General features: G+C 40.8%; 21 protein-coding genes. 5 read left to right on the top strand and 16 right to left on the bottom strand.

The features are described from left to right. Window positions 1–31: 31 nt before the first annotated feature. The 4 genes from B2400_RS00190 to B2400_RS00175 all read right to left on the bottom strand — a co-directional run bounded on the left by B2400_RS00190 (window position 32) and on the right by B2400_RS00175 (window position 2,799). Entirely contained in the window at window positions 32–832 is an 801-nt protein-coding gene (locus B2400_RS00190; RefSeq protein WP_149526460.1) for a M48 family metallopeptidase, read from the bottom strand. A gap of 73 nt (window positions 833–905) precedes the next feature. After that, window positions 906–1,556 (bottom strand): glycerol-3-phosphate 1-O-acyltransferase PlsY, encoded by a 651-nt coding sequence (plsY, locus tag B2400_RS00185; RefSeq protein WP_149526461.1) that lies wholly within the window; start codon window positions 1,554–1,556, stop codon window positions 906–908. 13 nt (window positions 1,557–1,569) lie between these two features. Further along, the gene (gene nadC / locus B2400_RS00180; RefSeq protein ID WP_149526462.1) at window positions 1,570–2,427 is read right to left on the bottom strand and encodes a carboxylating nicotinate-nucleotide diphosphorylase; all 858 of its coding nucleotides are present in this window, start codon (window positions 2,425–2,427) and stop codon (window positions 1,570–1,572) included. Window positions 2,428–2,499: 72 nt separating this feature from the next. Next, entirely contained in the window at window positions 2,500–2,799 is a 300-nt protein-coding gene (locus tag B2400_RS00175; RefSeq protein ID WP_187773856.1) for a DUF4783 domain-containing protein, read from the bottom strand. Between the two features lie 282 nt (window positions 2,800–3,081). Here B2400_RS00175 and gpmI point away from each other — a divergent pair, with 282 nt between their 5' ends. Then, window positions 3,082–4,617 carry a 2,3-bisphosphoglycerate-independent phosphoglycerate mutase gene (gene gpmI, locus B2400_RS00170; protein ID WP_149526464.1) on the top strand — a complete coding sequence of 512 codons (1,536 nt, stop codon included), beginning with the start codon at window positions 3,082–3,084 and terminating at the stop codon, window positions 4,615–4,617. After that, entirely contained in the window at window positions 4,601–5,179 is a 579-nt protein-coding gene (locus tag B2400_RS00165; protein WP_149526465.1) for a hypothetical protein, read from the top strand. Before gpmI ends, B2400_RS00165 begins: the two co-directional genes overlap by 17 nt. 110 nt (window positions 5,180–5,289) lie before the next feature. On the opposite strand, the gene B2400_RS00160 is transcribed toward B2400_RS00165, so the two are convergent. Genes B2400_RS00160 through B2400_RS00150 form a run of 3 tightly spaced genes read right to left on the bottom strand, consistent with a single transcriptional unit; the run spans window position 5,290 to window position 7,529 of the window. After that, a complete protein-coding gene (locus B2400_RS00160; protein ID WP_149526466.1) occupies window positions 5,290–6,063 on the bottom strand; it encodes a TerC family protein in 774 nt (257 codons plus the stop codon). A 30-nt stretch (window positions 6,064–6,093) separates the two neighbouring features. After that, window positions 6,094–6,624, bottom strand: a complete 531-nt coding sequence (locus B2400_RS00155) for an adenine phosphoribosyltransferase (protein ID WP_293930085.1) — start codon at window positions 6,622–6,624, stop codon at window positions 6,094–6,096. Beyond that, complete coding sequence (locus tag B2400_RS00150) at window positions 6,621–7,529, bottom strand: ComEA family DNA-binding protein (RefSeq protein ID WP_286651725.1); 909 nt, start codon at window positions 7,527–7,529, stop codon at window positions 6,621–6,623. Before B2400_RS00150 ends, B2400_RS00155 begins: the two co-directional genes overlap by 4 nt. 70 nt (window positions 7,530–7,599) lie before the next feature. Between B2400_RS00150 and B2400_RS00145 the strand changes: the two genes are divergently transcribed. After that, window positions 7,600–8,208, top strand: coding sequence for a polysaccharide deacetylase family protein (locus B2400_RS00145; protein ID WP_286651729.1), 609 nt, complete (start codon window positions 7,600–7,602; stop codon window positions 8,206–8,208). On the opposite strand, the gene B2400_RS00140 is transcribed toward B2400_RS00145, so the two are convergent. The 6 genes from B2400_RS00140 to B2400_RS00115 form a co-directional block, all read right to left on the bottom strand. Further along, on the bottom strand, window positions 8,205–9,023 hold the full coding sequence (locus tag B2400_RS00140; protein WP_293930083.1) for a DUF4249 domain-containing protein: 819 nt from the start codon (window positions 9,021–9,023) through the stop codon (window positions 8,205–8,207). The two genes, B2400_RS00145 and B2400_RS00140, sit on opposite strands and share 4 nt — an antisense overlap. Before the next feature lie 3 nt (window positions 9,024–9,026). Next, entirely contained in the window at window positions 9,027–11,357 is a 2,331-nt protein-coding gene (locus B2400_RS00135; protein ID WP_293930081.1) for a TonB-dependent receptor, read from the bottom strand. Between the two features lie 130 nt (window positions 11,358–11,487). Further along, window positions 11,488–12,312, bottom strand: a complete 825-nt coding sequence (locus B2400_RS00130; RefSeq protein ID WP_149526471.1) for an alpha/beta hydrolase — start codon at window positions 12,310–12,312, stop codon at window positions 11,488–11,490. Then, complete coding sequence (locus B2400_RS00125) at window positions 12,309–13,190, bottom strand: hypothetical protein (RefSeq protein WP_293930078.1); 882 nt, start codon at window positions 13,188–13,190, stop codon at window positions 12,309–12,311. The genes B2400_RS00130 and B2400_RS00125 overlap by 4 nt, the downstream gene beginning before the upstream one ends. Before the next feature lie 371 nt (window positions 13,191–13,561). Continuing rightward, window positions 13,562–14,215 carry a hypothetical protein gene (locus B2400_RS00120; RefSeq protein WP_293930077.1) on the bottom strand — a complete coding sequence of 218 codons (654 nt, stop codon included), beginning with the start codon at window positions 14,213–14,215 and terminating at the stop codon, window positions 13,562–13,564. 44 nt (window positions 14,216–14,259) lie between these two features. Further along, window positions 14,260–17,184, bottom strand: a complete 2,925-nt coding sequence (locus tag B2400_RS00115; protein ID WP_246172242.1) for an FAD-binding and (Fe-S)-binding domain-containing protein — start codon at window positions 17,182–17,184, stop codon at window positions 14,260–14,262. Between the two features lie 327 nt (window positions 17,185–17,511). On the opposite strand from B2400_RS00115, the gene B2400_RS00110 reads away from it, so the two are divergent. Together B2400_RS00110 and B2400_RS00105 are read left to right on the top strand one after the other, a co-directional pair. After that, window positions 17,512–17,991: an Lrp/AsnC family transcriptional regulator gene (locus B2400_RS00110; RefSeq protein WP_149526474.1), complete on the top strand. Its 480-nt coding sequence runs from the start codon at window positions 17,512–17,514 to the stop codon at window positions 17,989–17,991. A 7-nt stretch (window positions 17,992–17,998) separates the two neighbouring features. Beyond that, a complete protein-coding gene (locus B2400_RS00105; RefSeq protein WP_293930073.1) occupies window positions 17,999–19,153 on the top strand; it encodes an EamA family transporter in 1,155 nt (384 codons plus the stop codon). Between the two features lie 35 nt (window positions 19,154–19,188). On the opposite strand, the gene B2400_RS00100 is transcribed toward B2400_RS00105, so the two are convergent. The 3 genes from B2400_RS00100 to glgB are packed head-to-tail and all read right to left on the bottom strand — an operon-like array spanning window position 19,189 to window position 23,794. Then, window positions 19,189–20,460: a glucose-1-phosphate adenylyltransferase gene (locus B2400_RS00100; RefSeq protein ID WP_293930071.1), complete on the bottom strand. Its 1,272-nt coding sequence runs from the start codon at window positions 20,458–20,460 to the stop codon at window positions 19,189–19,191. A 1-nt stretch (window position 20,461) separates the two neighbouring features. Then, window positions 20,462–21,877, bottom strand: coding sequence for a glycogen synthase (locus tag B2400_RS00095; protein ID WP_293930069.1), 1,416 nt, complete (start codon window positions 21,875–21,877; stop codon window positions 20,462–20,464). Window positions 21,878–21,880: 3 nt separating this feature from the next. Further along, entirely contained in the window at window positions 21,881–23,794 is a 1,914-nt protein-coding gene (gene glgB / locus B2400_RS00090) for a 1,4-alpha-glucan branching protein GlgB (RefSeq protein WP_293930067.1), read from the bottom strand. Window positions 23,795–23,818 lie beyond the last annotated feature (24 nt).

The raw sequence follows: 23,818 nt of genomic DNA, 5'->3' as shown, positions 1-23,818 counted from the left end.
TTTTTAGACACCTTCTTTTCTGTTTATAAGTTTATTTCTTATAATATTTCATCACTTCTGGAATCATCGCTTGCAACTGTGCAATACGACGAGCATCGCTAGGGTGAGTACTTAACCACTCTGGTGGGTTTCCTGACTTACCTTGTGCCATTCTTTCCCAGAATTTGATAGATTCATTTGGATCATATCCTGCCATCGCCATAAGAATAAGACCTGCTTTATCTGCTGCTAATTCGTCGTTTCTGGAGAATCTTAATGAACCTACTTGATAGCCAATACCATACAATTGGTTGAAGATACCGATGTATTTGCTGTTAGACATAGCACCTGCGGCACCTAAAATCTGTGCTCCGTATTGTGCAGCCATGGCATTTGAATACTGAGAAACGGAGTGCTCTTCAATTGCGTGCGCAATTTCGTGCCCCATTACCGTTGCTAGTCCAGCATCATTCTTCGCTACCGGAAGGATACCGGTATAAACCGCTACTTTACCGCCTGGCATACACCATGCATTCACATCCGGGCTCTCGATCAAGTTAAACTCCCAGTTGAAGTTAAATTTATCTGCAAGTCCTAATTGTTTTAAGTACTGGTTTGCAGCCACGGCGATATTACTACCAACGCGTTTTACCTGGGTTGCTGCAGCAGTACCAGTAACTACTTTCGAGTTGTTTTTGCTTAAAAAGTCTTTATAGGCAAGTGCAGCTTGATCATTAATCTGTTGAGAATCTACCAATTTCAGGTATTTACGACCAGTGATTGCTGATGTTGCACATCCTGCAATCGACGCCCCCAACATTAACATGGCCGTATATTTAAAAATTCTTTTCATAAACGTTGTTATTAAGTTTACTCAATACAAATAATGTTTTACAAAGATTAAACAAAACTTGTACCCAAAAAGTTTAACCAGATGATTTTTTCTTGAATAAATATATTTTAGACTCTTTGCCTTTGAGTAGGCGTTCGATGTTCTTTTGATGAGTCACTAAAATCAAGGCACAGATAGCAATGCCGTACAACAAAACCGAAGGCACCGTGGTCTTGAAAATAAAGGCAATACTAAATGGAAAGGTAAATCCTGCTAGAATGGAACCTAGCGAAACGTAATGGAATATAAATAATACTAAAAGGAAGACAGTGACACAGCATAAGGCGGCCGGCCAATGTATTGCCAAAACCATCCCAAATAATGTTGCTACGCCCTTTCCTCCACGGAACCCCGCAAATATCGGGAACAAGTGTCCTAATACCGCAATAACGCCAAGTGCCAACTGAAAATTGACAAATTGTGGGGCATCGTGATTTCCAACCACGCTGCTATCTAACAAATAAGGTAAATTGGTTGCAGTCCAGCCCTTCAAGATGTCGACAAACATCACGACCGAGCCTGCTTTTTTTCCGAGAACACGAAATGTATTGGTTGCTCCAGCATTCCCACTACCATACTCTCTAACATCAACACCATAGAACGCTTGTCCAAACCAAACCGCCGTAGGGATTGATCCGAATAAATATGCTAATATGACTATTCCTACGAGATAGATTGAAATCATATACAGCAATTTACTAAATAAGTTTCGCTTTTAAGCTCAAATCCAGACTTTTAACCGAATGCGTAAGAGCTCCAACAGAGATGAAATCTACCCCTTGTTTTGCGTATTCTGCAATCGTATCGAGGGTGATTCCACCAGAAGCTTCAGTTACCAATTGACCGTTTACTAGATCAACCGCTTCCTTCACTTGTGCTGGTCTGAAGTTATCGAACATAACGCGATCGACTTTTCCGATCGCAATAACTTCCTTCAACTCCTCAAAGTTGCGAACCTCTACTTCGATAGGAATATCTAAGTTATGCTCGCTTTTATACGATAAAGCCGAGTTAACAGCAGCAGTAATGCCGCCAGCGTAGTCGACATGATTATCTTTTATGAGGATCATATCATACAACGCAAAACGATGGTTTACTCCTCCCCCTAATTCAACGGCTTTCTTTTCTAAGAAACGCAATAAGGGCGTTGTTTTGCGCGTGTCTAGAACGCGAGCTTTGGTACCCGCGATTGCAGCCACATACTTTGCGGTTTGTGTTGCAATACCAGACATACGTTGCATGACATTGAGAACTAAACGTTCTCCTTTGAGTATGGTATGGATAGCTCCTTTTAAGCGAAATGCGATATCTCCGTATTTCACCGCGTCGCCATCCTTTAAAAATATTTCGAAATGTAAGTTAGGATCAATGGCTAAAAATATTTCCTTAGCTACTTCAATACCGGCAATAATCCCCGATTCCTTAACTAATAGCTGAGCTTCACCTTGCTTTGTTTCATCAATAGTAGAAAGAGTGGTATAGTCTCCAGGCCCAACATCCTCTCTTATTGCGTCTTCAACAAATTGCAATAGCTTTTCTTTAAATTCTTTCTCCATTTATTAATGTAAAATTAAGCGAAGATGAATAAAAATTACTTTAAATAAAAGATAAATCCAATAAAATGTATGTTATTCAATTCTAAGTTCAGCGATTTGAGTCTCTCCCGAGATTTGGCTAAACTTTGTAAAAACCCGGTATGTACCGGACGATGTTTTTAATTGGTAAACGATATAAAAACTGTTATTCGTTCGCGAAGTCCGTTGCACTTGCTTAATCTCCGAAGTCTTATTGCTTTGAAAAAAATCGCTTAATAGCATCTCGGCCTGAAATTTTGAGTAATAGCCACCATCACTCTTAATCGACAAAGAAACATTCGAACCAAAATAGTTCGAAATCGCTTTCGCATTGTTCGATTTAAAAGCTTCCATTATCTCGTTTCCAACATCATTATAACTAATGGTAAAGGACAGTAATGGCAAAATAAGAAGGGCATAGCATATATATAATAATGGTCTGCAGCTTATTTTTAAATGATGTATCATGACTCTAAAAACTCCATTGATTGGAACTTCTCTAAATATATAAAAGTATATCGCTTTAAAATTCCAAATTTTACAACCAAAATTATGCCAATCATAATTATTTTCAACAAAATATAAGCTTAACCATCATAATTATAGTTTTCACCGCATTAATATTATATTTGTGTAATGAGTTCTGAGCAAAAAAGAGTAGCATTATTAATCCTGGATGGATTAGGCTACGGAAAAGATGACAATTCAAACGCTGTATTAGCTGCAAAAACTCCATACCTAGACTACTTACTAGCAACTTATCCAAATTCTAAACTGGAAGCCTCTGGTGAAGCCGTAGGTTTACCCGCAGGACAGATGGGTAACTCGGAGGTTGGACATATGAATCTTGGTGCAGGACGCACTGTTTACCAAGAGTTGGGCCGCATTAATAAAGCTGCAAACGAAGGGATATTCAATTCAGATTTAACATTAGAAAAAGCGTTTGACTACGCTAAGGAAAATAATAAAAAGGTACATTTCATCGGATTGCTATCTGATGGAGGGGTGCACTCACATATCTTACACTTAAAAGCGCTATGTGATGCTGCAAAGAATGCTGAACTAGGAAATGATCAGGTTTTCATACATGCTTTCTTAGATGGACGTGATACAGACCCTAATGGCGGTGTTGGCTATATGAGAGAGTTAAATCAGCATTTAGTGTCTTCGGTGGGTACCGTGGCTTCCGCCATAGGACGGTATTATGCAATGGACCGCGATAATCGTTGGGAGCGAGTGAAAGAAGCTTATGACTTACTTACAAAAGGATTGGGTACTCCCTCTACAGATATGGTTGCGTCGATTGAAGCTTCCTATGCCAATGAAGTAACTGATGAGTTCGTAAAGCCTATCGTTATGGTGAAACCAGACGGCACCCCTATCGCAACGATAGAAAATGGTGATGTGGTGATTTGCTATAACTTTAGAACAGACCGCGGCCGCGAAATCACGATCGCATTAACACAACAGGAATTTCCTGAATATAATATGCATCCTTTGGACTTATATTATGTGACGATGACATCATATGATGATACGTTCAAAGGTGTTAAAGTGATCTTCCAGAAAGATAACTTAACAAAAACTTTAGGAGAAACTTTATCCGCTCAGCACAAAACACAGGTTCGCATCGCCGAAACCGAAAAATATCCACATGTAACATTCTTTTTCTCCGGTGGACGCGAAGAGCAGTTTGAAGGGGAGTCTCGTATCTTGATTCCTTCGCCTAAGGTAGCCACCTACGACTTGCAACCGGAAATGAGCGCGCAGGGAATCGCTGATGCTATTTGTGAAGATATGCAGGTAAATCACCCTGATTTCATCTGTCTAAATTTTGCTAATCCAGATATGGTTGGCCATACAGGTGTATTCGAAGCGGTAGTGAAAGCTGTGGAGAAGGTAGACAGTGTGACGAAGCAAGTGGTAGATCAGGGGCTAAAAGAAGGATATTCTTTTATTATCCTTGCTGACCATGGAAACTCTGAATTTATGTTGAATGAGGATGGCTCTGTTAATACTGCACATACGACGAACTTAGTACCTTGCATTTTAATCGACAACGAGTACAAGCATATAAAGAATGGAAAACTGGGAGATGTCGCTCCTACAGTTCTCAAAATGATGAACTTGGAAATTCCATTAGAAATGAATGGTGATGTATTGGTTTACTAAGAACTTATCAAAAAAATTAGCATTGGCGACAGGCCTAGCATTCGCTTTGCATGCTTGTTCCTCCCCTGAATCTGAGCAAAAGGCAGATCAAAAGGCAGAGGTGTATTTTGATATTCCTAGTTTTATCCAAAACGAGATAGACTCACTGAAACAAGCTAATCCGAGCGTAAATAAAACAGTAACTAAGGATAAAGAGGAGGAAACTAAGGATTTGAAGATTAAAGACTGGGATAATGAATTCTCAAGTTTTAAATCGATAGATCTAAACAAACCCGCTTATGCTGGCTTTATCGAATTAGACACCGTAGACTCGGTTGTAGAGTATAACTTTACTAATCCAGATTTAGATCTTGCTTGCGTTAGAATAGCGTTTGATGAGCAAGGAAAGGTAAAGATGCTGAGCGTGGATAAGCATGTAAAAAACACCTTATATCAAACATCTGAGTTCTTAGTCTATGAGAAAGGCAATTTTTATATCGTTGAAAAGAATCAGAAAGTGCGAGTGATGGGTGAAAACTATTATAAAGTTCAAGGAAACTTGAAATCCGATAAGGCTCTCTAAGAAAGTAAAAGAGAATCTGCTACGAACTATATTTTGCCTCCTGAGGAGTTCTCAAAAATGGGCACAAAAAAAAAGGACTATCCAACAAGATTGGATAGTCCTTTTTTTATTTAATTGTTTTTCTCTTTTTCCAATTGCTCCAATGCTTTCTTCTCCGCACGGATATTTAGAAATTCCACAAGGACTGAGAAAGCCATAGCGAAATAGATGTAACCTTTCGGTATATGCTGATCGAACGCCTCTGCAGTAAGCGACACCCCGATTAGAAGTAAGAATGCTAATGCTAGCATCTTAACAGATGGGTAATCATTTACAAACTTGGAAATACTTTCCGCAGATAACAACATGATACCCACAGCAACAATCACCGCAGCAATCATTACTCCAATCTGATCCACCATACCAACAGCGGTAATAACTGAGTCTAATGAGAACACTAGATCGAGAATAATGATCTGAATAATCACACTGGAAAAAGTAACGGTTTTGCTTCTACCAGAACTCGCCTCGATATGACCTTCAACCTTATGGTGAATCTCCGTAGTTGCCTTATAAATCAAGAATAATCCACCTATGAACAAGATGAGATCTCTTCCGGATAATGTCAAGTAGCGGTGCCATTGTGGATCTTCTATCCCTAAAGTATCAGCTAGATTTAAGAAAGGCTCCGTTAGCCCCATAATCCATTTGATCGAGAATAATAGCCCTACGCGCATAACTAGCGCCAATAACAAACCTATCTGTCGAGCCTTCTTCTGTTGCTCTACAGGTAATTTTGCACTTTGAATCGAGATAAAGACAATATTATCGATACCCAATACGATTTCCAGAATTGTTAATGTTAGAAAAGATATCCAAATGTTTGGATCCAGCAGCCATTCCATAGATAATGTTTAGTTGTTTTAATGTTAGTGTTATTGATAACCCACTAAAGATATAATATTTTCATTAAAACGTGTTAATCGCCCTGCACTTTGTAGAAAATCCAAACTGATAACAAATGTATAGCCTGCCACACTTCCTCCAACTTTTTCAATCAATTTACTAGCTGCTACTACCGTTCCGCCAGTGGCCAAAAGGTCATCATGTAATAGGACTTTAGTCCCCTTAGGAAATGCATCCTCATGCATCTCGATAGTAGCTTGTCCGTATTCTAACTTATAAGACTCAGATACGGTATGATAAGGAAGCTTCCCTTGTTTGCGAATGGGAATAAAAGGTTTTTTCATATACTGCGCTAATAAAAAGCCGAAAAGAAAGCCTCTACTTTCAATGCCCGCAATAACATCAAACTCTTTGTTTTCCAATCGACGCGCAAACTCTTGAACTGCCAATTCAACAAGCTCCGAGTGTTGAAGCAAGGGTGTGATGTCTTTGAATACAATACCTGGTTTAGGGAAATCCGGAATATCTCGTATCACGGCTTTAAGTTGATCTTCTATCATTTGAAATCTAAATAAATTTCAATTTTACGAAAAAAAGCCTCATCGAGGGAAAGAATCTTCTTTAAATCGTCCATAGAAGAAAAAGCACCGTGATGTTCTCTATAGTTTACAATCGTTCTAGCTTGCTTATACGATATGTAAGGATGTCTTGATAATGCATTGGCATCCAAATCGTTTATCTTCAATTTAACAATCGATGCTTCATCTACCTGTAGATGCTGCTTAATGTGAAGAAAGGTTTCTTCCGGTAAACCATAAACTTCGCTTAATTGCTCCGTCGAATAGAATCCACCGAGTAACTCTCTAAATCTGACAATCCGTCTCGAAAATGCTGGCCCGATACCACGAAGCTGAGTTAGTTCAGCACTATCTGCTGTATTGAGGTTAATGCGTAGCGATTCATAAGGCGCAGTAAAAGCCTTCTTTGCAATCGGTCTTTCAAAGTTTGTTCGCTTAAATTCCTTTTCTGCAATACGAACGTAGGGTAAGAGGCGTGCAACATCCTCATCCGTTAAACTGTAAAGTTTCGCAATATCCTCCGGCTTTCGAAAGTGTCCCCCTTTTGCCTCATAGTTGTGAATCACGCGAATTTTTCTCTCTGATAGACCTAATCGCTTCCATTCATCTACAGATAGCCCATTGGGGTCGAAAAAGAAATAAGATATGGCCGGTTTAGACTTGGTAGTTTCTCCGAGCTTACTAACTCGAGAATTCTCATATCGAACGTCAGGACTAGAAACAAGATCTTCAGCCAATGCGCGAACTTCGGTTGATAACATCTTCTTTTTAGGCACTCGATCGTATAGAAAAGTGCAGAACAAGAGGATTACAATCAATACAGCAAGTATGGAAAAACCAATTTGTTCTTCCCTTCGCATTCGGAAGTAAGCGAATAATCTGTTCATCTTCTTATCGAATAATTGGATGGATAGCTAAATCTTGATAAATTTGCCAATATTAAAGTACTCTATCAATATGCATTTCGTCCGTCCGCTTTTTATTCTTCCATATCTTTACTCAAATGCAATTTGGAGGCTAAAAGAGGAAAAAAATAATATATTCTTAACCTTTGACGACGGTCCAATCCCCGAGATTACCCCCTGGATTCTTGATTGCCTTAAAGAGAGAAATGTAAAAGCTTGCTTTTTCTGTGTGGCGGATAATGTCCGGAAGCATCCGGATATCTTTCAACGTATCTTAGCAGAAGGACATCAAGTTGGCAATCATACTTACAACCACCTGAAAGGTTGGAATACGGATGATTCCATCTATTTGGCTAATGTAGAAAAAGCCGATCAACTCATCAACAGTCCGCTCTTTCGTCCACCCTATGGTAGAATCAAGAAGTCACAACTGAGAGAAGTGTCAAAAAAGTATCGGGTCATTATGTGGGATGTCCTCACAGGCGACTACGACAAGCGAATCAGTCCGGATCAATGCCTTCAGAATGCGGTTAATTACACAAGGAGTGGTAGCATTATCGTATTCCACGACAATATAAAGGCGATTGAGAATGTTCAGTATGCTCTTCCTAGAGCAATCGATCAATTACTCGCCAAAGGTTATAACTTCGCTAGCCTTTAATCTTCTAAACTAAAGGAGTCATTAATCTCTACAACAAATTCTTTCACTCCAGCCACTGAGAAATAGCCTAGCGCGCCATTGCTGATATTGGAAGTGGGGTTGGCAGGTGATGCGCTTCCCGGATTTGTTGACTGATATTCTGACCAATATTTGTAAACGTCTTTCGCAATACAATAGCGACGGACGCGGACGTTATCACCATTAGCTATCTCGGCATTTCTACCGCCAATTTGATGCGTGACATGTAAACCGTCATTGAACTTATCCGAATAAACAGAGTTGAATTGCATAGCAGTAGCATTATCACCGACACCTATAATCTCGACGTTATACTTATAGTAATTCTCGACGCCCTCCGGATCGTCAAAGCTCAAGTTGACGAAATAATAATCTTCATTAAAGATGTTCTCCTTGGTTACCCCTACAGAGTCCACTTCGACATAATTAGGCATACGAGTTGTCGAACTGTAAGTCTGTCCATCAACAGACACATTTAATGTGTATTCCTGCTGAGCGATGACACCCATATTACTATGCGAATATCGGCCACCGCCGATTGACTCGAAATTAAATGTACTACCCGAACCCGTCACTACGCTGACCACAGCATTATCAACCGGCTCAAACGCTCTGCTTTCATCAAATGCGACTGTTCTTGAAACCATAATCTCCTGATTTCGATCCAAGTTATTCAAATCCGCTTCAATCACAACCTTCGCATTCGCAGTATTTAAATCAACGTCAATCTTCTCTTCGCAGGAAGCAAATCCTAGTAAAACAAAGATTCCTAATAAGTATATCTGTATGCTGCGCATCTTTTAAAATTTAAAGTTCCATGTAACTGAAGGTATGATACCAAATAAAGCAATCTTGTAAGCTTCGGTCACATTAGGGTTTTGTTCATTTTCTCTGAAATCAATGATATAAGCGTTCTTGCGGTTGTACGCATTGTAAATACCGAAAGACCAGCTTGAATTGAAACGTTTGTTTTCCTTGTTTGGCTCATAATTGGCTGACAAATCCAAACGATGATAATTCGGCATCCTGTAACCATTTCGCTCCGTATAGTAGAACATCGTCGTGCCATCGATTTGATATTTCCCACTTGGGAAAGTAATAGCATTTCCGGTATTGAATACAAAAGTCGCTCCCAAGTTCCAACTTTTAGACAACTGATACATTCCTACTACAGCGATGTCGTGTGTTCTATCCTGTCTCGCTGCAAACCAGTTTCCATCGTTGATGCCGTCAAACTGTCGTTCGCTACGACCCAAGGTGTATGAAATCCAACCATTAAGCTTCCCTTTGTTCTTGCGAACAAGGAACTCAACCCCATAAGATCTTCCGATTCCAAACAACAGCTCCCCTTCTAGGTACTTATTTGCCTGTAAATCTGCACCATTTCTAAAATCTATCTGATTGTCCATGAACTTATAATAGGTCTCTACTGATAGTTCATAGGCATCATTATTCAAGTTACGGAAATACCCTAAAGCTACTTGATCTGCAATTTGTGGCTTGATATTCAAGCTACTCAAAACATATTGATCAGTCGGAAGACTCGACGTCGTGTTGGTCAGTTGATGTAAGTTCTGTGCAATACGATTGTAGCTTGCTTTGATACTGTTCTGCGGGTTTAGAATGTATGCCATGGAAGCTCGTGGCTCCAGATTGAAATGATGCTTAATAATCGAGCTGCCATAAACAGCTTCATCTGTCGGCTCCCCATCTTGATCAAAAGAATAGAAAGTGCCTGGTCCCATCACCATGAAATCATTCAAACGGAGTCCATAAATAAATGATAGCTGCTCTAAAGGCTTCCACTCATGGGAAATATAGGCAGCCGCCTCGATGCCTTGACGTTTTTCGATATTAATCGAATTAACAGCCGATTCACTGCTGGCATTCAAACTTGCCGGCAAAACTTGCTGACGTAAAACATTCAGCCCAAACTTCAAGGTATTGTTGTTCGAAGAATAATAAGAGAAATCCTGTTTCAAGTTCCAATTTCTAATCTTCGAAGCTATTTTAAAATCCGAATCATCGTTATTGACTTTCACATTATAGGTGAAATCACTATAGATCAGTGTGGTATTGCTGAATAGATTTTCATTAAAGATATGATTCCAGCGGACCGTAGCTGTTGCATTACCCCAGTCGAAACCAAAGAGATCACCATAGCCTAACTCATCCTTTCCAAAATAACCTGATAAATAAACTGTATTGCGGTCATTGAGCTTATAGTTCATCTTAGCATTCAGATCATAGAAATACAAACGGCTGTTCTTTACCGTTTCATCTTTTGATGCCTTCAAAAACATATCTGCATACGTCCTTCGCCCACTTAACATAAAGGAACTCTTATCTTTAACGATCGGTCCCTCAAGTTTTAATCGTGACGCGATTAAACCAATCCCCCCTTCCGCTGCAAACTTTTTATTGTTTCCATCCAGCATGGAAATATCCATCACCGATGAAATTCTCCCCCCGTATTGTGCCGGAATTCCACCTTTGTAAAGATTGACATCCTTTATAGCATCGGAGTTGAATGTCGAGAAAAAACCGAGCAAATGCGACGCGTTATAAACCGTCGCCTCATCGAGTAAAATAAGATTCTGATCGCCTGCACCACCACGGACATAGAAGCTAGAACTTCCCTCTCCACCCGAAGCTACCCCAGGCATTAATTGGATGGTTTTTAAAATATCTTTCTCACCAAAGAGTATTGGAACATTCTTCAGTTCCTCCATTGTAAACTTTAAATTTCCCATCTGCGGACTCGCTACATTCTCATTCTGACGCTTTCCAGAAACAACGACTTCTTCGATCGTCGTCGAATTATCGTTCAGCTCAAAATCAAGCTTTCTATTCTCCGTAAGATTGATTGATTGGGAAATGCGGTTATAGCCTACATAAGACACCTCAACAAGATGTTCCCCAGCAGGCAGCGTAATGGAATAGAATCCGTAATTATTTGAATATCCGCTAACATTTGCGTCTTGAACGCGAATTAAAGCTCCAATTAATGTTTCGCCCGAATTGACGTCTTTGATAATTCCACTTAAGGTAATTTTCTCTTGCCCAAAAGTGAATAAAACACTAAGTAGGCATAATAAGAGAAATGAGCACTTTTTACAGTTGATCAGCATATATAGCGGCAGCTTTAAAATCTGCAACTAAAATAGAAAAGCCAACTTGTTATTCAAAATCGCTAATGCAACTTTAAATTCCTTATTAATATTCTATTTTCCTGAAAAAATAAGATGCTTTATCCGACTGTTACTTTTTAGCGGGCTCCGTAGGTTTATGAAATACCTCATGGAAGAAAGCCATCTGATAATGAATAGATTTGCTCCAATAGTCCCAGTTATGTGCACCCGGCATCGTCAAATAACGGTGCGGAATATTCATATACTGTAGCTTCTCATGCAACTTCTCATTCACGCCGTAGAAGAAGTCTTCCACGCCGCAGTCGATGAAGATCTCTAACGATTTAGGCTTAATTAAATGCGTCATCTCCATAACAGTATGCTGATTCCATTTCTCAGGGTTATCGGCATAGCTGCCTAAGCGCGAAGCCATCTCCCAATTATTCGGAAATGGACGGATATCAACGCCTCCCGCGGTGCTGCCAGCCGCCGAAAACACATCCTGATGGCGTATTGCCAAATACAAGGCACCATGCCCACCCATACTCAACCCTGTAATGCCACGCTTCGTACGCTCTTTCGAAGTATTGTATTTGCCATCAATATGATTGACTAACTCCTTGCTGACAAAGGTTTCATACTGATAATCTTTATTCCCGGCGATATCCCAATACCAAGAACCATAGCCTCCATCTGGACAAACAACCATATATCCATACTGATCGACCAAAGCCTTCAAGGCAGGCACCTTATTCACCCAATTACCGTAATCGCCAGAATAGCCATGCAGAAGATACAACACTGGCATATTATTGCCCCCTTTTTCTGGAGTAATAACAACTGTTTTGATGCTCTTACCCATCGCTGCGCTAGGCACCGATAAAGTATCTACTTTTGCAGCAAAGCTTAATGAGAATCCAAGAAGAAAGAATAGAATCGTAAAATTTATTTTCATGGTTTAGTGTATTTGTACTGATAAAGATAAGCATCTAAACCAAAAGGACGCTCACTGATCGTGACAAATGTGAAAGGGAAATGGTCGAATGCTATCGCTTCGCCTTGGGGCTCAACAGAATAACTTACTTTCTGAAAGGGCTTGCGTAAACTGCTGATGATAGATTCCTCAGTTTTCCTGTCCCAATAAAACACCTGCGTTAAATTCTTGACTATAATCGCATCGCCATTCTCAGCAATATCTGCCGTAGTCACAAAAGTAAAAGGGAACTCCAATTCCTTACGCAAGATGTAGCGATCCTTTTTAAATCTGAAAATATCAGCACTGTACAGCGTTGAATAGAAATCGCGTTTACTGATTAGATAAAAACGCTGATCCACTGGATCAACAAAAATTGCTTCTGCATCGCGAGCTTTGTCCGGATAATTTAAAACGATCGTTCGAATCGCAGTAGAAGCAATCGTATCCTTACTCACTCCAGCTTTCATCATCGGCTCTTCAAAATAGTAGAGCTTTATCTCTTCGCGCTTTGCTAAATTGTCTCCAATATCAGCGAGTAAGATATAATTTCTTCCTTTATCCCTAACCCAAGCAATGTCTTCAACGTCCTTCGCATCCACTCCCTCGAGATGAAATTCACAAGACATCTTCGCAACACTATCGATCAAAAAGATCCTACCGGTATCCCCACTATCATTATGGACCCAATACTTACCAGGATATGTTCGCGAAGAAACTATACCCGAAATCTCACCCAGAGCGGGATGATCCGCTTTCCCTAAGGCTGTCCTAACGGTACCCATTTCCTGTGCAGAAATAGTCAAAACCGAAAAAATGAATATGGTAAACAGCAATATGGAAGTAAACGAATTTCTCATTCTGGTAAAGTTAATAAAACCAATTATAGATATACTACGAAATACCTTCGACCATTCATTCGATCCAAAGGTCCAGAGTGGCTCTCCTATAATCATGTCAAAGAACTCCTTTTGCCGAGTCCTCACGGAACGACCTAAGACATCTGTTATAACAGCAATAACTTTCAAATGAACTATATTTTATAACCCAAAACTACAACAATTTTCCTATAAAGAATATTAAATAAATATAATGTCTCTCTAATGCGTATTTCATCCCAGTGTGTACAATAGTTTTTTATAAAATGGCGAATTAACTTATTGATGCTTTCGAAGCGAGACACAAAAAAAGCACCCCAGAGGGTGCTTTATATACCTTATATCAATTTCCACTACTTTCCAGTCAGCGCATTAAAAAATCCCGCACGGAAAGTAGAATCTTTCTCGGTCAGTTCAAATGATTTCTTATAGTTATCGACTACAGCAAAAAACTCTGCTGGTTCGCCATTCGCTTGATCGAAGAATAGTTTAAAATTATATGATTTCGATTTGCTTAGATCCACGGTCTCATTATTAGACGAAAACACCATCGGCGATATCGCCTTATCCGTCATCGGACCACCAGCCTGCATACCGTAAAGATCGCCAACCGCTTTCAAAAAATTGTCCGAAACTAGTCCCAAACTCGAAATACGTAGAGCCCCTACTCTAAATCCTTTATCGTTATCCGGAGTATTCTGTGCCGTAATTCCCGCCTCGATATTTTTTAGCACTTCCAATTTAAATCCAACTGTATCATTGTTATAAAGCGATTTTGCATCATACACAACCGAAGAATCGGTCTGCCCTACCTCATTCATATTGAAATAGAAATGTAAAGGCGACCCTTTGGGATCATTCGTCAATTGATTTAGCGTGCTAGCAGAAGCACTAACGGAAGAACCTGTAGAGTCTGTTGATGAGCCTCCTGATTTATTTGCATTTCCACAAGCGGCAAAACCTACAACTGTAGACGCTAATAAGCAATAGCTTAATATTTTTTTCATAATCTCTCTTTTTTAATACAACAGCTTAATTTACAAAAAGTTTCTTATTTCTGGATTAGCGCATCGTACATAATTTCCACCGGATGGAAAGACTTACGCTGAACACCATCCTTAATTTGATGCCTACATGAGGTACCAGCTGCTGCAATGATATACTCTGCTCCTGTCTTACGCAGCGTTGGGAACAGCACCAACTCAGCAACCTTTTGGGAAACCTCAAAATGCTCTTTCTCATAACCAAAGGACCCAGCCATTCCGCAACAGCCGGATGGGATCACCTCCACTTCAAAGTTTGTTGGCAATGACAATAGCTGCTTTGTGTAATCTACCAATTTAAACGCCTTTTGATAACAGTGACCATGTAGCTTGATTTTCTGCTTGTCGGCCGTGAACTGTTCTGCATGTATTCTACCTGCCTTTATCTCTTGCACTAGAAACTCATCAACCATCAATGCATGCTTCGCCAAGTTTACTGCTTTGATTTTATTTTCCGAATCCACTAAGTCAACATATTCGTCGCGGAAGGTGATAATCGCCGAGGGCTCTATTCCCAATAAGGGTGTTTCCTCGCTGATCAGATCTGCTAACATATTCACATTCTTGTTCGCAAGCTCCTTCGCCTTCTTTACAAATCCTTTCGAAAGAAAAGTTCGACCACTTTCCAGATGTTTTGGAACAACAACCTCATAACCTAAGGCCGTCAATAATTTATAAGCGGTGATACCAATCTCCGTATCGTTATATTCCGTAAACTCATCACTGAACAAGTAAACTTTCCTTTTTTGTTTCGCTGTTTCCTGCTTCTTAACCCAAGCACTTAGCGTGGTACCATGCACTTTCGGCAAGGAACGATTAGGGGCAAATCCTACAACGGATTTGATAATTCCAGAAGTAATCTGGTTCGTTGCAAAGAAATTATATATCGGCGCAACATAAGATCCTAGTTTCTGCGATTGCGTAAAATTCGCAATCAACTTGGAACGGAAACTGCTACCATTCGCATCGTAATAATGCTGCAGAAACTCCGCTTTCATCTTCGCAATATCCACACTAGACGGGCATTCCGTTTTACAGCCCTTACAACTCAAACAAAGATCCATCACCTCCTTCAACTCCTCATGGTCGAAACGATTTTGCTTATTGGAGTTCGTCAAGAACTGACGCAACATATTGGCTCTCGCGCGCGTTGTATCTTTCTCATCGCGTGTAGCCATAAATGATGGACACATGGTACCGCCCGTAATTTCCGTTTTTCGACAATCGCCCGAACCTGAACATTTCTCCGCTAAGCGTAAAATGCTCTCATTTTGCGTGAAATCAAAATAAGTGTTGATATCCTTGCCATCGCGAACGTTGTCATAGCGCAAATGCGTATCCATCGGCGGTGTATCAACAATCTTCCTCGCGTTGAAAATATGATTCGGATCGAATGCTTGTTTTACCTGAAGTAAGAGTTGATAAACTTGCTCGCCCAGTACTTTTCCAATAAATTCTCCGCGCAAACGACCGTCCCCATGTTCGCCGCTTAGGGATCCATTATATTTTAATACCAGATCCGTTGTCTTCTCTAAGATCGAACGGAACTGACGACGCCCCTCCGCGGATTTTAAATTAATGAAAGGCTCGATATGAAGCTCTCCGGCGCCGGCATGCGCATAATAGGAGGCATGCACTTGCTCCTCCGACAATAACTTTTGAATATCTGCAACATAATCCGGTAAATCTTCCGGCGAAACCGCGCAGTCCTCAATCAAATTGACAGGTTGATTATCGCCAGGTAGATTTCTAATTAAGCCTAAACCAGCTTTACGAACATCCCACACTAGATTACACTGCTCCGAACCCATAATCAGCGGATAGGCATAGCCTAATTGAGCCGATTGCAAAGCTAGCTTCAAGGCTGCAGCCTTTTGTTCTATTTCTTCAATAGTATCAGCACGGAACTCGACAATCAATAAAGCCTGAGGATCGCCTTCTATAAAAAATCTATTATACTGATAGGTCGGATGACCAACAGTAAAATCTAAAATATACTTATCAACAAGCTCAGATGCTTCAGGATGATATTTCAATGCTAGCGCATTTCCACGCATACATTCGACCATATCGTTAAAATGAACACATAACAAGCCAATCTCCTTTGGTGGCAATGGCATCAGTTTAATTTTCGCCTCTGTAATTATCCCAATCGTTCCTTCCGAACCCGCTAATAAGCGACAAAAGTTAAATGGCTGGCTATGGTCCAACAACATATCTAAAGCATAACCCGTATTCCTACGCGTTATTTCACTCTTTGGATATCCCGCCACGATAGCGTCACGATTCGACTTATCCGTTAAAATCCCATTAATATCTCGATAGATTTCACCCTCACGTGTCTTCAGGGCTAACTTACTAAAGAATTCCGCCTCACTCAAATCGCTAAACTCGACCAGATTTGCGTCATCCAGTAATACTTTTGCAGCCAACAGATTTTCCCGCGTATCGCCCCATACTATAGAGTGCAATCCCGATGAATTATTTCCAATCATCCCACCGATCATCGCCCGGCTTGCTGTCGAGGTCTCTGGTCCAAACATCAAACCGTATGGACGCAAATACGCATTCAAGTCGTCGCGAATAACGCCCGGTTGTACGCGCGCCCACTGTTCCTCAACATTAACCTCCAGTATCTGATTGAAGAATCTCGAAACATCGACAACAATCCCCGCTCCAACAACCTGCCCCGCAAGAGAGGTTCCCGCAGTACGAGGAATTAGGGTGGTATGATGACGCTTCGCATAATGTATTAATTTTTGCAAATCATCAATATGATGAGGAATACAAACCGCAAGGGGCAGTTCCTGATAAACTGATGCATCAGTGGAATACGCAAGGCGCATGGTCTGATGTTCTACATTGTTGGCATCAAAGTATAAATCTCCCGAAAGAGATTCAGATAAGGATAGTAAACTTGAAATTTCCGACACGACTGTATAGATTGAAAACACTAAATTACGCAATATTCGATAAAATAAACTGCATTTTTTCCGTTTTACCCTCAATTAAATCTTTTATTACGCATTGTTTTATTAAAAACACGCAAAATACCGCAAAACCACAAAATTACATCAGACTCAGTATCAGTAAATAAAGATGATATTCATTTTATATTCTGTATATTAGCGTATAGTCCCTGCGGATTTCGTTACGCTCCTCAAAAAGAATATCCTGTGCTAACATCTTTAAACTGAATTTTATTCATTTTATATCATATTAATTTGAATATTATTCGGAAATGACGATATTTGCGCGATATGGCAAAATTAGAATATTCATTGGACCAAATTGATCTTCAAATTCTGAGGATTATGCAAGACAATGCGCGCACGAACAACGCAGATATCGCGCGTGAATTAGGAATGGCACCTTCTGCTATCCTGGAGCGCGTTAAAAAACTTGAGCAAAAGGATGTTATCCTTCAATATAACGCTCGAATCAATCCTGCAGCATTAGACCAGAAAATGCTTTCCTTCATCTTTATCAAAACACAAGATATCATTGGTGTGCAAAAAGTAGGACTCTTATTAGCCGAGATTCCAGACGTGCTTGAAGTGCATGATATCGCCGGTGAAGATGGCTATCTAATTAAAGTAAGAACGAATGACTCTGCAGGTTTAGTCGACCTCATGCGCAATTCATTAAGTAAAATCGAGGGGATTATCTCCACCCGTACGACTATCGTTCTAGAAACAGTAAAAGAAGACAACAAATTAGTGATTCCTACAAAGGAATAAGCATACCATGGTAAAAGATACAACTACCCCATCATCAAGCACCATTATTTTTGCATATGCTGTCGTTTATGTGGTTTGGGGTTCCACTTTCTTCTTTATTGAAAAGGCGTTGCATGCCTTCCCTCCTTTTGTACTAGGCTCTATCCGTTTTATTATTGCGGGTACACTACTTATGGGCTATTGTTATCTAAAAGGATACAAGATCTATATTAAAAAAGCAGTAAAGGATGCTGCCTTCGTTGGCTTCCTTCTACTATTTATTGATATGGCAGCCATTATATGGTCTGAACAGTTCATCTCCAGTGCCATCGTATCGATACTCTCTGCTGCAACTGCTATTTGGTTCATCATCTTAGATAAACCAAAGTGGAAAGAGAACTTCTCTAGCGTCACGACGATCCTTGGTCTCATATTGGGCTTTATTGGTGTCATTATGTTGTTTGCAGAACAGATATTCGGCCCTGCCTCAGAATCGGCAGAAAGCGAGAATAAGCTAACAGCGATGATTGTCTTAACCTTAGGGACCATCGGTTGGACAGTTGGTTCCCTATGGTCAAAATATAGCAAAGAAAGAACAAAAGGAAAACCGACTGATGCTGATGCCCTTGCGCCGGCAAAAGAGGAAGATCTGAATGTGATGGTAAAAACTGCTTGGCAAATGGTCGTAGCAGGGACAGCATTTACTACTGTGGCATTGTTCAATGGGGAATACAGCCGATTTGATCCGGCAACTGTATCGGTAGAATATTGGGGCGCTATGGTCTACCTAGCTCTAATGGGATCTATTTTAGCATTTAGCTGTTATATTTTCCTATTGCAAGTGCGTCCGGCGACAGAGGTAAGTACGTATGCTTATGTCAACCCAATCGTTGCCCTTATCCTCGTGCACTTCTTTACCGACCACGAGGTTACCAAGCTGCAAATTATCGGACTAGCGGTCGTATTATTCTCGGTTCTATTGATGAACTGGAATTTATATCAAGACAGCAGTTTAGTGAGAAACTACAAACGAAGAAGAAAGATCAAGAAGCTGCGCCATATGGCTCCGAAATCCAGTATTCCACGTATCGTTGAAGTGGTAGAATTTGGTAAGAAGAAACCGAAAAAAGAAAGCGAAATCAAAGATTTGCCAACTGAAGAAACACAAAGAACAGAAGAATAAAAGAAGCGCCTTGTTTTTGACAAGGCGCTTCTCTTTTACAAACCAATACTGGTATTATGATCGATTACGGCATTTTTCTTGACGACTATAATTCCATCGACTACAGAATAATGCTCAAAATCACCATCCGGCAAATGCTTTCCGCCTTTGATGCGAACATCATTACCAATACGGCAATTTTTATCTAGAATGGCATTTTCGATATAACAACGTTCACCAACACCGATTGGTGGCGGCTCTTGGCTATTTGTCATTTCCAAAACCTCGGTCAGTTCCTCATAATAATCAGAACCCATCATGTAAGTCATTTTAATGACCGTTCCAGCACCGACACGCGAGCGGATTCCCATCACCGAACGATGGATCTTATCCGCCAAAATGATACAGCCGTCGGAAACAATCACATGATTTAAAGTAGTCCCTGACACCTTCGATGGAGGCAGCATACGCGCACGTGTATATACCGTCTCACCAAAAAGATTAAATGCTGGAATATCATCCGTTAGACCAATGTTAGCTTCAAAAAATGAGGAAATCGTACCGATATCAGTCCAATAATTATCATACTGATAGCTCAATATCTTGACGTTGCCTATGGCATCTGGAATAATTTCCTTCCCAAAATCCATCCCTTTATTCTCCGCTAATAGCTTCTTCATGATGCCCTTTGAGAAAACGTAGATACCCATCGAAGCCAGGTAATTTCGGCCCTGTTTTTCCAATTCTTCCGGAACCTCCGATGTCCAATCCGGAAGCAAATCCTTGCTAGGTTTCTCAATAAAAGATGATACCTCGCCGTTTTCGTCAGACTTCAAAATCCCAAAGCCTGTAGCCTCTTTTCCCGAAACAGGAATCGTTGCGATGGTAATATCGCCGCCCCCCTGCACGTGGAAATCAACCATCGCGGAATAGTCCATCTGATATAATTGGTCTCCCGAAAGAATCAGGACGTAGTCATAATCCACATTGACTAAGTTCTTCTGCGTACGGCGTACCGCATCCGCAGTTCCCTCAAACCAACTATCTCCTTCACTAGTCTGCTCAGCAGCAAGAATATCCACAAAACCTTTACTGAAAATACTAAAGTTGTAAGAGTTCTTGATATGCTTGTTCAGCGACGCAGAGTTAAATTGTGTCAGTACAAATATCTTGTTGTAACCTGAGTTCAAACAGTTAGAGATGGGAATATCCACCAATCTGTATTTTCCAGCGATAGGAACCGCAGGTTTAGACCGCTGGTCGGTCAATGGATAAAGGCGTGTCCCTCGGCCTCCTCCTAATACAATTGAAACAACTTTGTGCGCCATATCATCTAAGTAATTGGTTATATAAATCAATATATTTTTGAGCAGACTTATGCCAGGAAAAATCCAGTTCCATGGCATTTGCTCGAATCTCATCAAATTGCTTCTCGTCGGAAATATAAGTCAATGCTCTACGAACGGTCGCTGCAGCTTGAGCCGCATCGACATCTGCAAATACAAAACCATAGCCTGCATCTTCCACATCAATAACCGTGTCCTTTAGTCCTCCAATTTTGCGAACAATCGGAATAGTACCATACTTCAATGCATAAAGCTGATTCAAGCCACATGGTTCTACGCGCGACGGCATAATCAAGAGGTCAGACGCGGCGTAAACCTGATGCGCCAAGCCTTCGTTATAGCCAAAGAAAACTCCTAACCTACCCTTGAAACGTTGCGTCAATGCAGCAATACTATTTTGTATATTGGCATCGCCAGAGCCCAAAATAAAGACGCTGAGTTGTACATCCGCCGGGCTCAATAAGTCCACGATAATCGGCGCTAAAATATCAGCACCCTTTTCGCTTGCAAAACGGCCTATAAAACTTAAAAGAGGTAAGGCCGGATCCAATCCATATTGAGTACAAAGGATTTTCTTATTTGCCAATTTACCTTCGTCAACCTGTGCAATTCCATAATTCTCGATAATTAACTGATCGTTGATCGGATCCCAATAAGCAGGATCAATACCATTGACAATGCCGTGGGATTTCCCTCGTTCGTCATAAAACAAGGCTTGTAATCCGTTTGCCTCCTCATAAAGCTCCTCTAGATAGCCTTCGGATACTGTAGTATAAGCATCGCAGCATTTTATAGCGGTTGCTAATGGATTGATCAGGCCATCCCAATCCAAGAGTCCCCATTTCCAGGTGTCAAATCCTGGAAGTAATATACCCTTGTTCCAATTCATCCAACCTTGGTATTGTCCGTTATGCACCGTGAAAACAGTGCGAATATCTGCTAAGGATCGGTAGTCATTCGTATAGCGTATCAGAAACAGAATCAGACCGACGTGATGATCATGACAATGCAACACATCCGGCTTCAGCTCATTTGTTTTCAAATAATGTAGTACGGCGTGCTGAAAAGCAATCCATTGCTCTGCTTCATCCGGATAACAGTAGACCTCTTCACGGTCCAACACCCCCGGAATACGAATCAGATAAAGTGGAAATCCAAGCGTATCCTTGCTTTCCCGAAGCACCTCATAGCTCAGTAAAGCCGATCCTTGATAAATCTCTCCTTTCGCAATAGATTCAAATTCATGATCCTGCGTAAATTTCCGATCAAAATAAGGCATCATTACAGCGGCATCGACGCCCAATTGACGTTGATATTTAGGCAATGAACCAACAACATCTGCTAATCCACCGACCTTTGCAACAGGAAAACACTCTACACTTAAATGAATAACTTGCATAATCTATAAAACGCGTTTAAAAATTAACCCCGCTAATGGCGGAATATCTAATACAATAGACTGCTTTTGGTTCATCCAAAATACAGCATCTGTGGCAACTTTCTTTTTCACGGAAACGCCACTGCCATGATACTTTGTCTCGTCAGAATTAAGTACTAATTCCCAAGTGCCGGCATGCGTTGCTCCCACTCGGAAATTACGCCGCACAACCGGCGTCAGGTTCAGAACCACCAGCAGATCATTTTCTTCATTATGCCCCTTCCGGGTGTAAACGAAAAGACTATTCGTATGATCGGCCATCTCAATCCATGAAAACCCTTCCGGACTGAAAGCCTTCTCATACAATGCCGGGTAATTTCTATAGACCTTATTTAGGTCGGACACAAATTTCTTCATGCCCGAGTGTGGTTTGAATTGTAAGAGATGCCAGTCCAAAGACTGGTTCACATTCCATTCCGATGTTTGCCCAAATTCACCTCCCATAAACAGCAATTTGCTGCCACTAAAAGTGAACATATAGAGATAAAGTGACCTTAAGTTAGCAAACTTTTGCCACTCATCACCAGGCATTTTATAGATTAAAGATTGCTTACCATACACGACTTCATCGTGAGACAGTGGAAGCATAAAATTTTCTGTAAAAGCATATACTCCAGCAAAAGTCATCTTATCATGATGGTAAGATCTGTTGATCGGATCTTCTTTAAAGTAAGCCAATGTGTCGTGCATCCAACCCATCATCCATTTCATCCCGAAACCTAAGCCGTTTTGAAATGTAGCCCGACTGACGCCCGGCCATGAGGTCGATTCCTCTGCTATCGTTTGTGTATTTGGAAAGTATTTATAAACCGCTTCATTCAGTTCTTTAAGAAATGCAACGGCCTCCAAATTTTCATTGCCACCAAATTCATTCGGAATCCATTCATCTTGTTTTCTCGAATAATCGAGATACAACATGGATGCAACTGCATCGACACGAAGGCCATCAACGTGATAACGGTCTAACCAGAAGAAGGCATTGCTGATCAAAAATGACTTCACCTCATTGCGTCCATAATTGAAGATATAAGACTGCCAATCTGGGTGAAACCCTTTCTTGGGATCCTCATGCTCAAAAAGATGTGTCCCATCGAAACGATAAAGACCATGAGCATCGCCCGGAAAATGTGATGGCACCCAATCGAGCAGCACCCCAATACCGGCCTGATGCAGCGCATCGATAAGCCCCATTAATTCCTGCGGACTTCCGTAGCGCGAGCTGGCAGCAAAGTAACCTGTAATCTGATATCCCCAAGATGGATAATAAGGATGCTCCATAACCGGCATGAACTCTACATGGGTAAAGCCCATTTCCAATAGGTAAGGAATTAAGCGATCGGCGATTTCCTTATAGCTAAAGAAACGATCCGGATGTTTCGGATCTCGCATCCAGGATCCTAAGTGCATTTCATATACGGAATACGGACGGTCTAATGCGTTCGTTTCACGACGATTAAACATCCATTCTGAATCCGTCCAGGAGTACCAGGTCGTCGACACAATAGAAGCCGTACTCGGTGGAATCTCCGTATGCAGGGCAAAGGGATCTGCCTTCTCCAAGCGCTCCCCCTGATTCGTTAAGATATGGTATTTATAAACCTCTCCATTTTGCAGCTTAGGGATAAAACCTTCCCATATACCACTGCTGTCCCAACGTACATGAAGCTGATGCGAATGTGGGTTCCAACCATTAAAGTTCCCAATAACGGAAACCTCTTTCGCATTCGGTGCCCAAACGGCAAAGTAGACCCCGTCGACAGCGTCAATCCTTAACTCATGGGATCCGAATTTTTCATAAAGCTTATAATGCCTTCCTGACCGAAATAATGAAACATCAAAATCCGACAGTAAGCTATGTACTTGAACCGCTTCAGTCATGCTTAACTTGTTTTTCTATGAGTA

The sequence above is a fragment of the Sphingobacterium sp. UBA6645 genome (assembly GCF_002455685.1).
GTDB lineage: Bacteria > Bacteroidota > Bacteroidia > Sphingobacteriales > Sphingobacteriaceae > Sphingobacterium > Sphingobacterium hotanense.
Note: the sequence above shows the minus strand (reverse complement) of the source record. Positions and strands in the feature narration are given on the sequence as shown.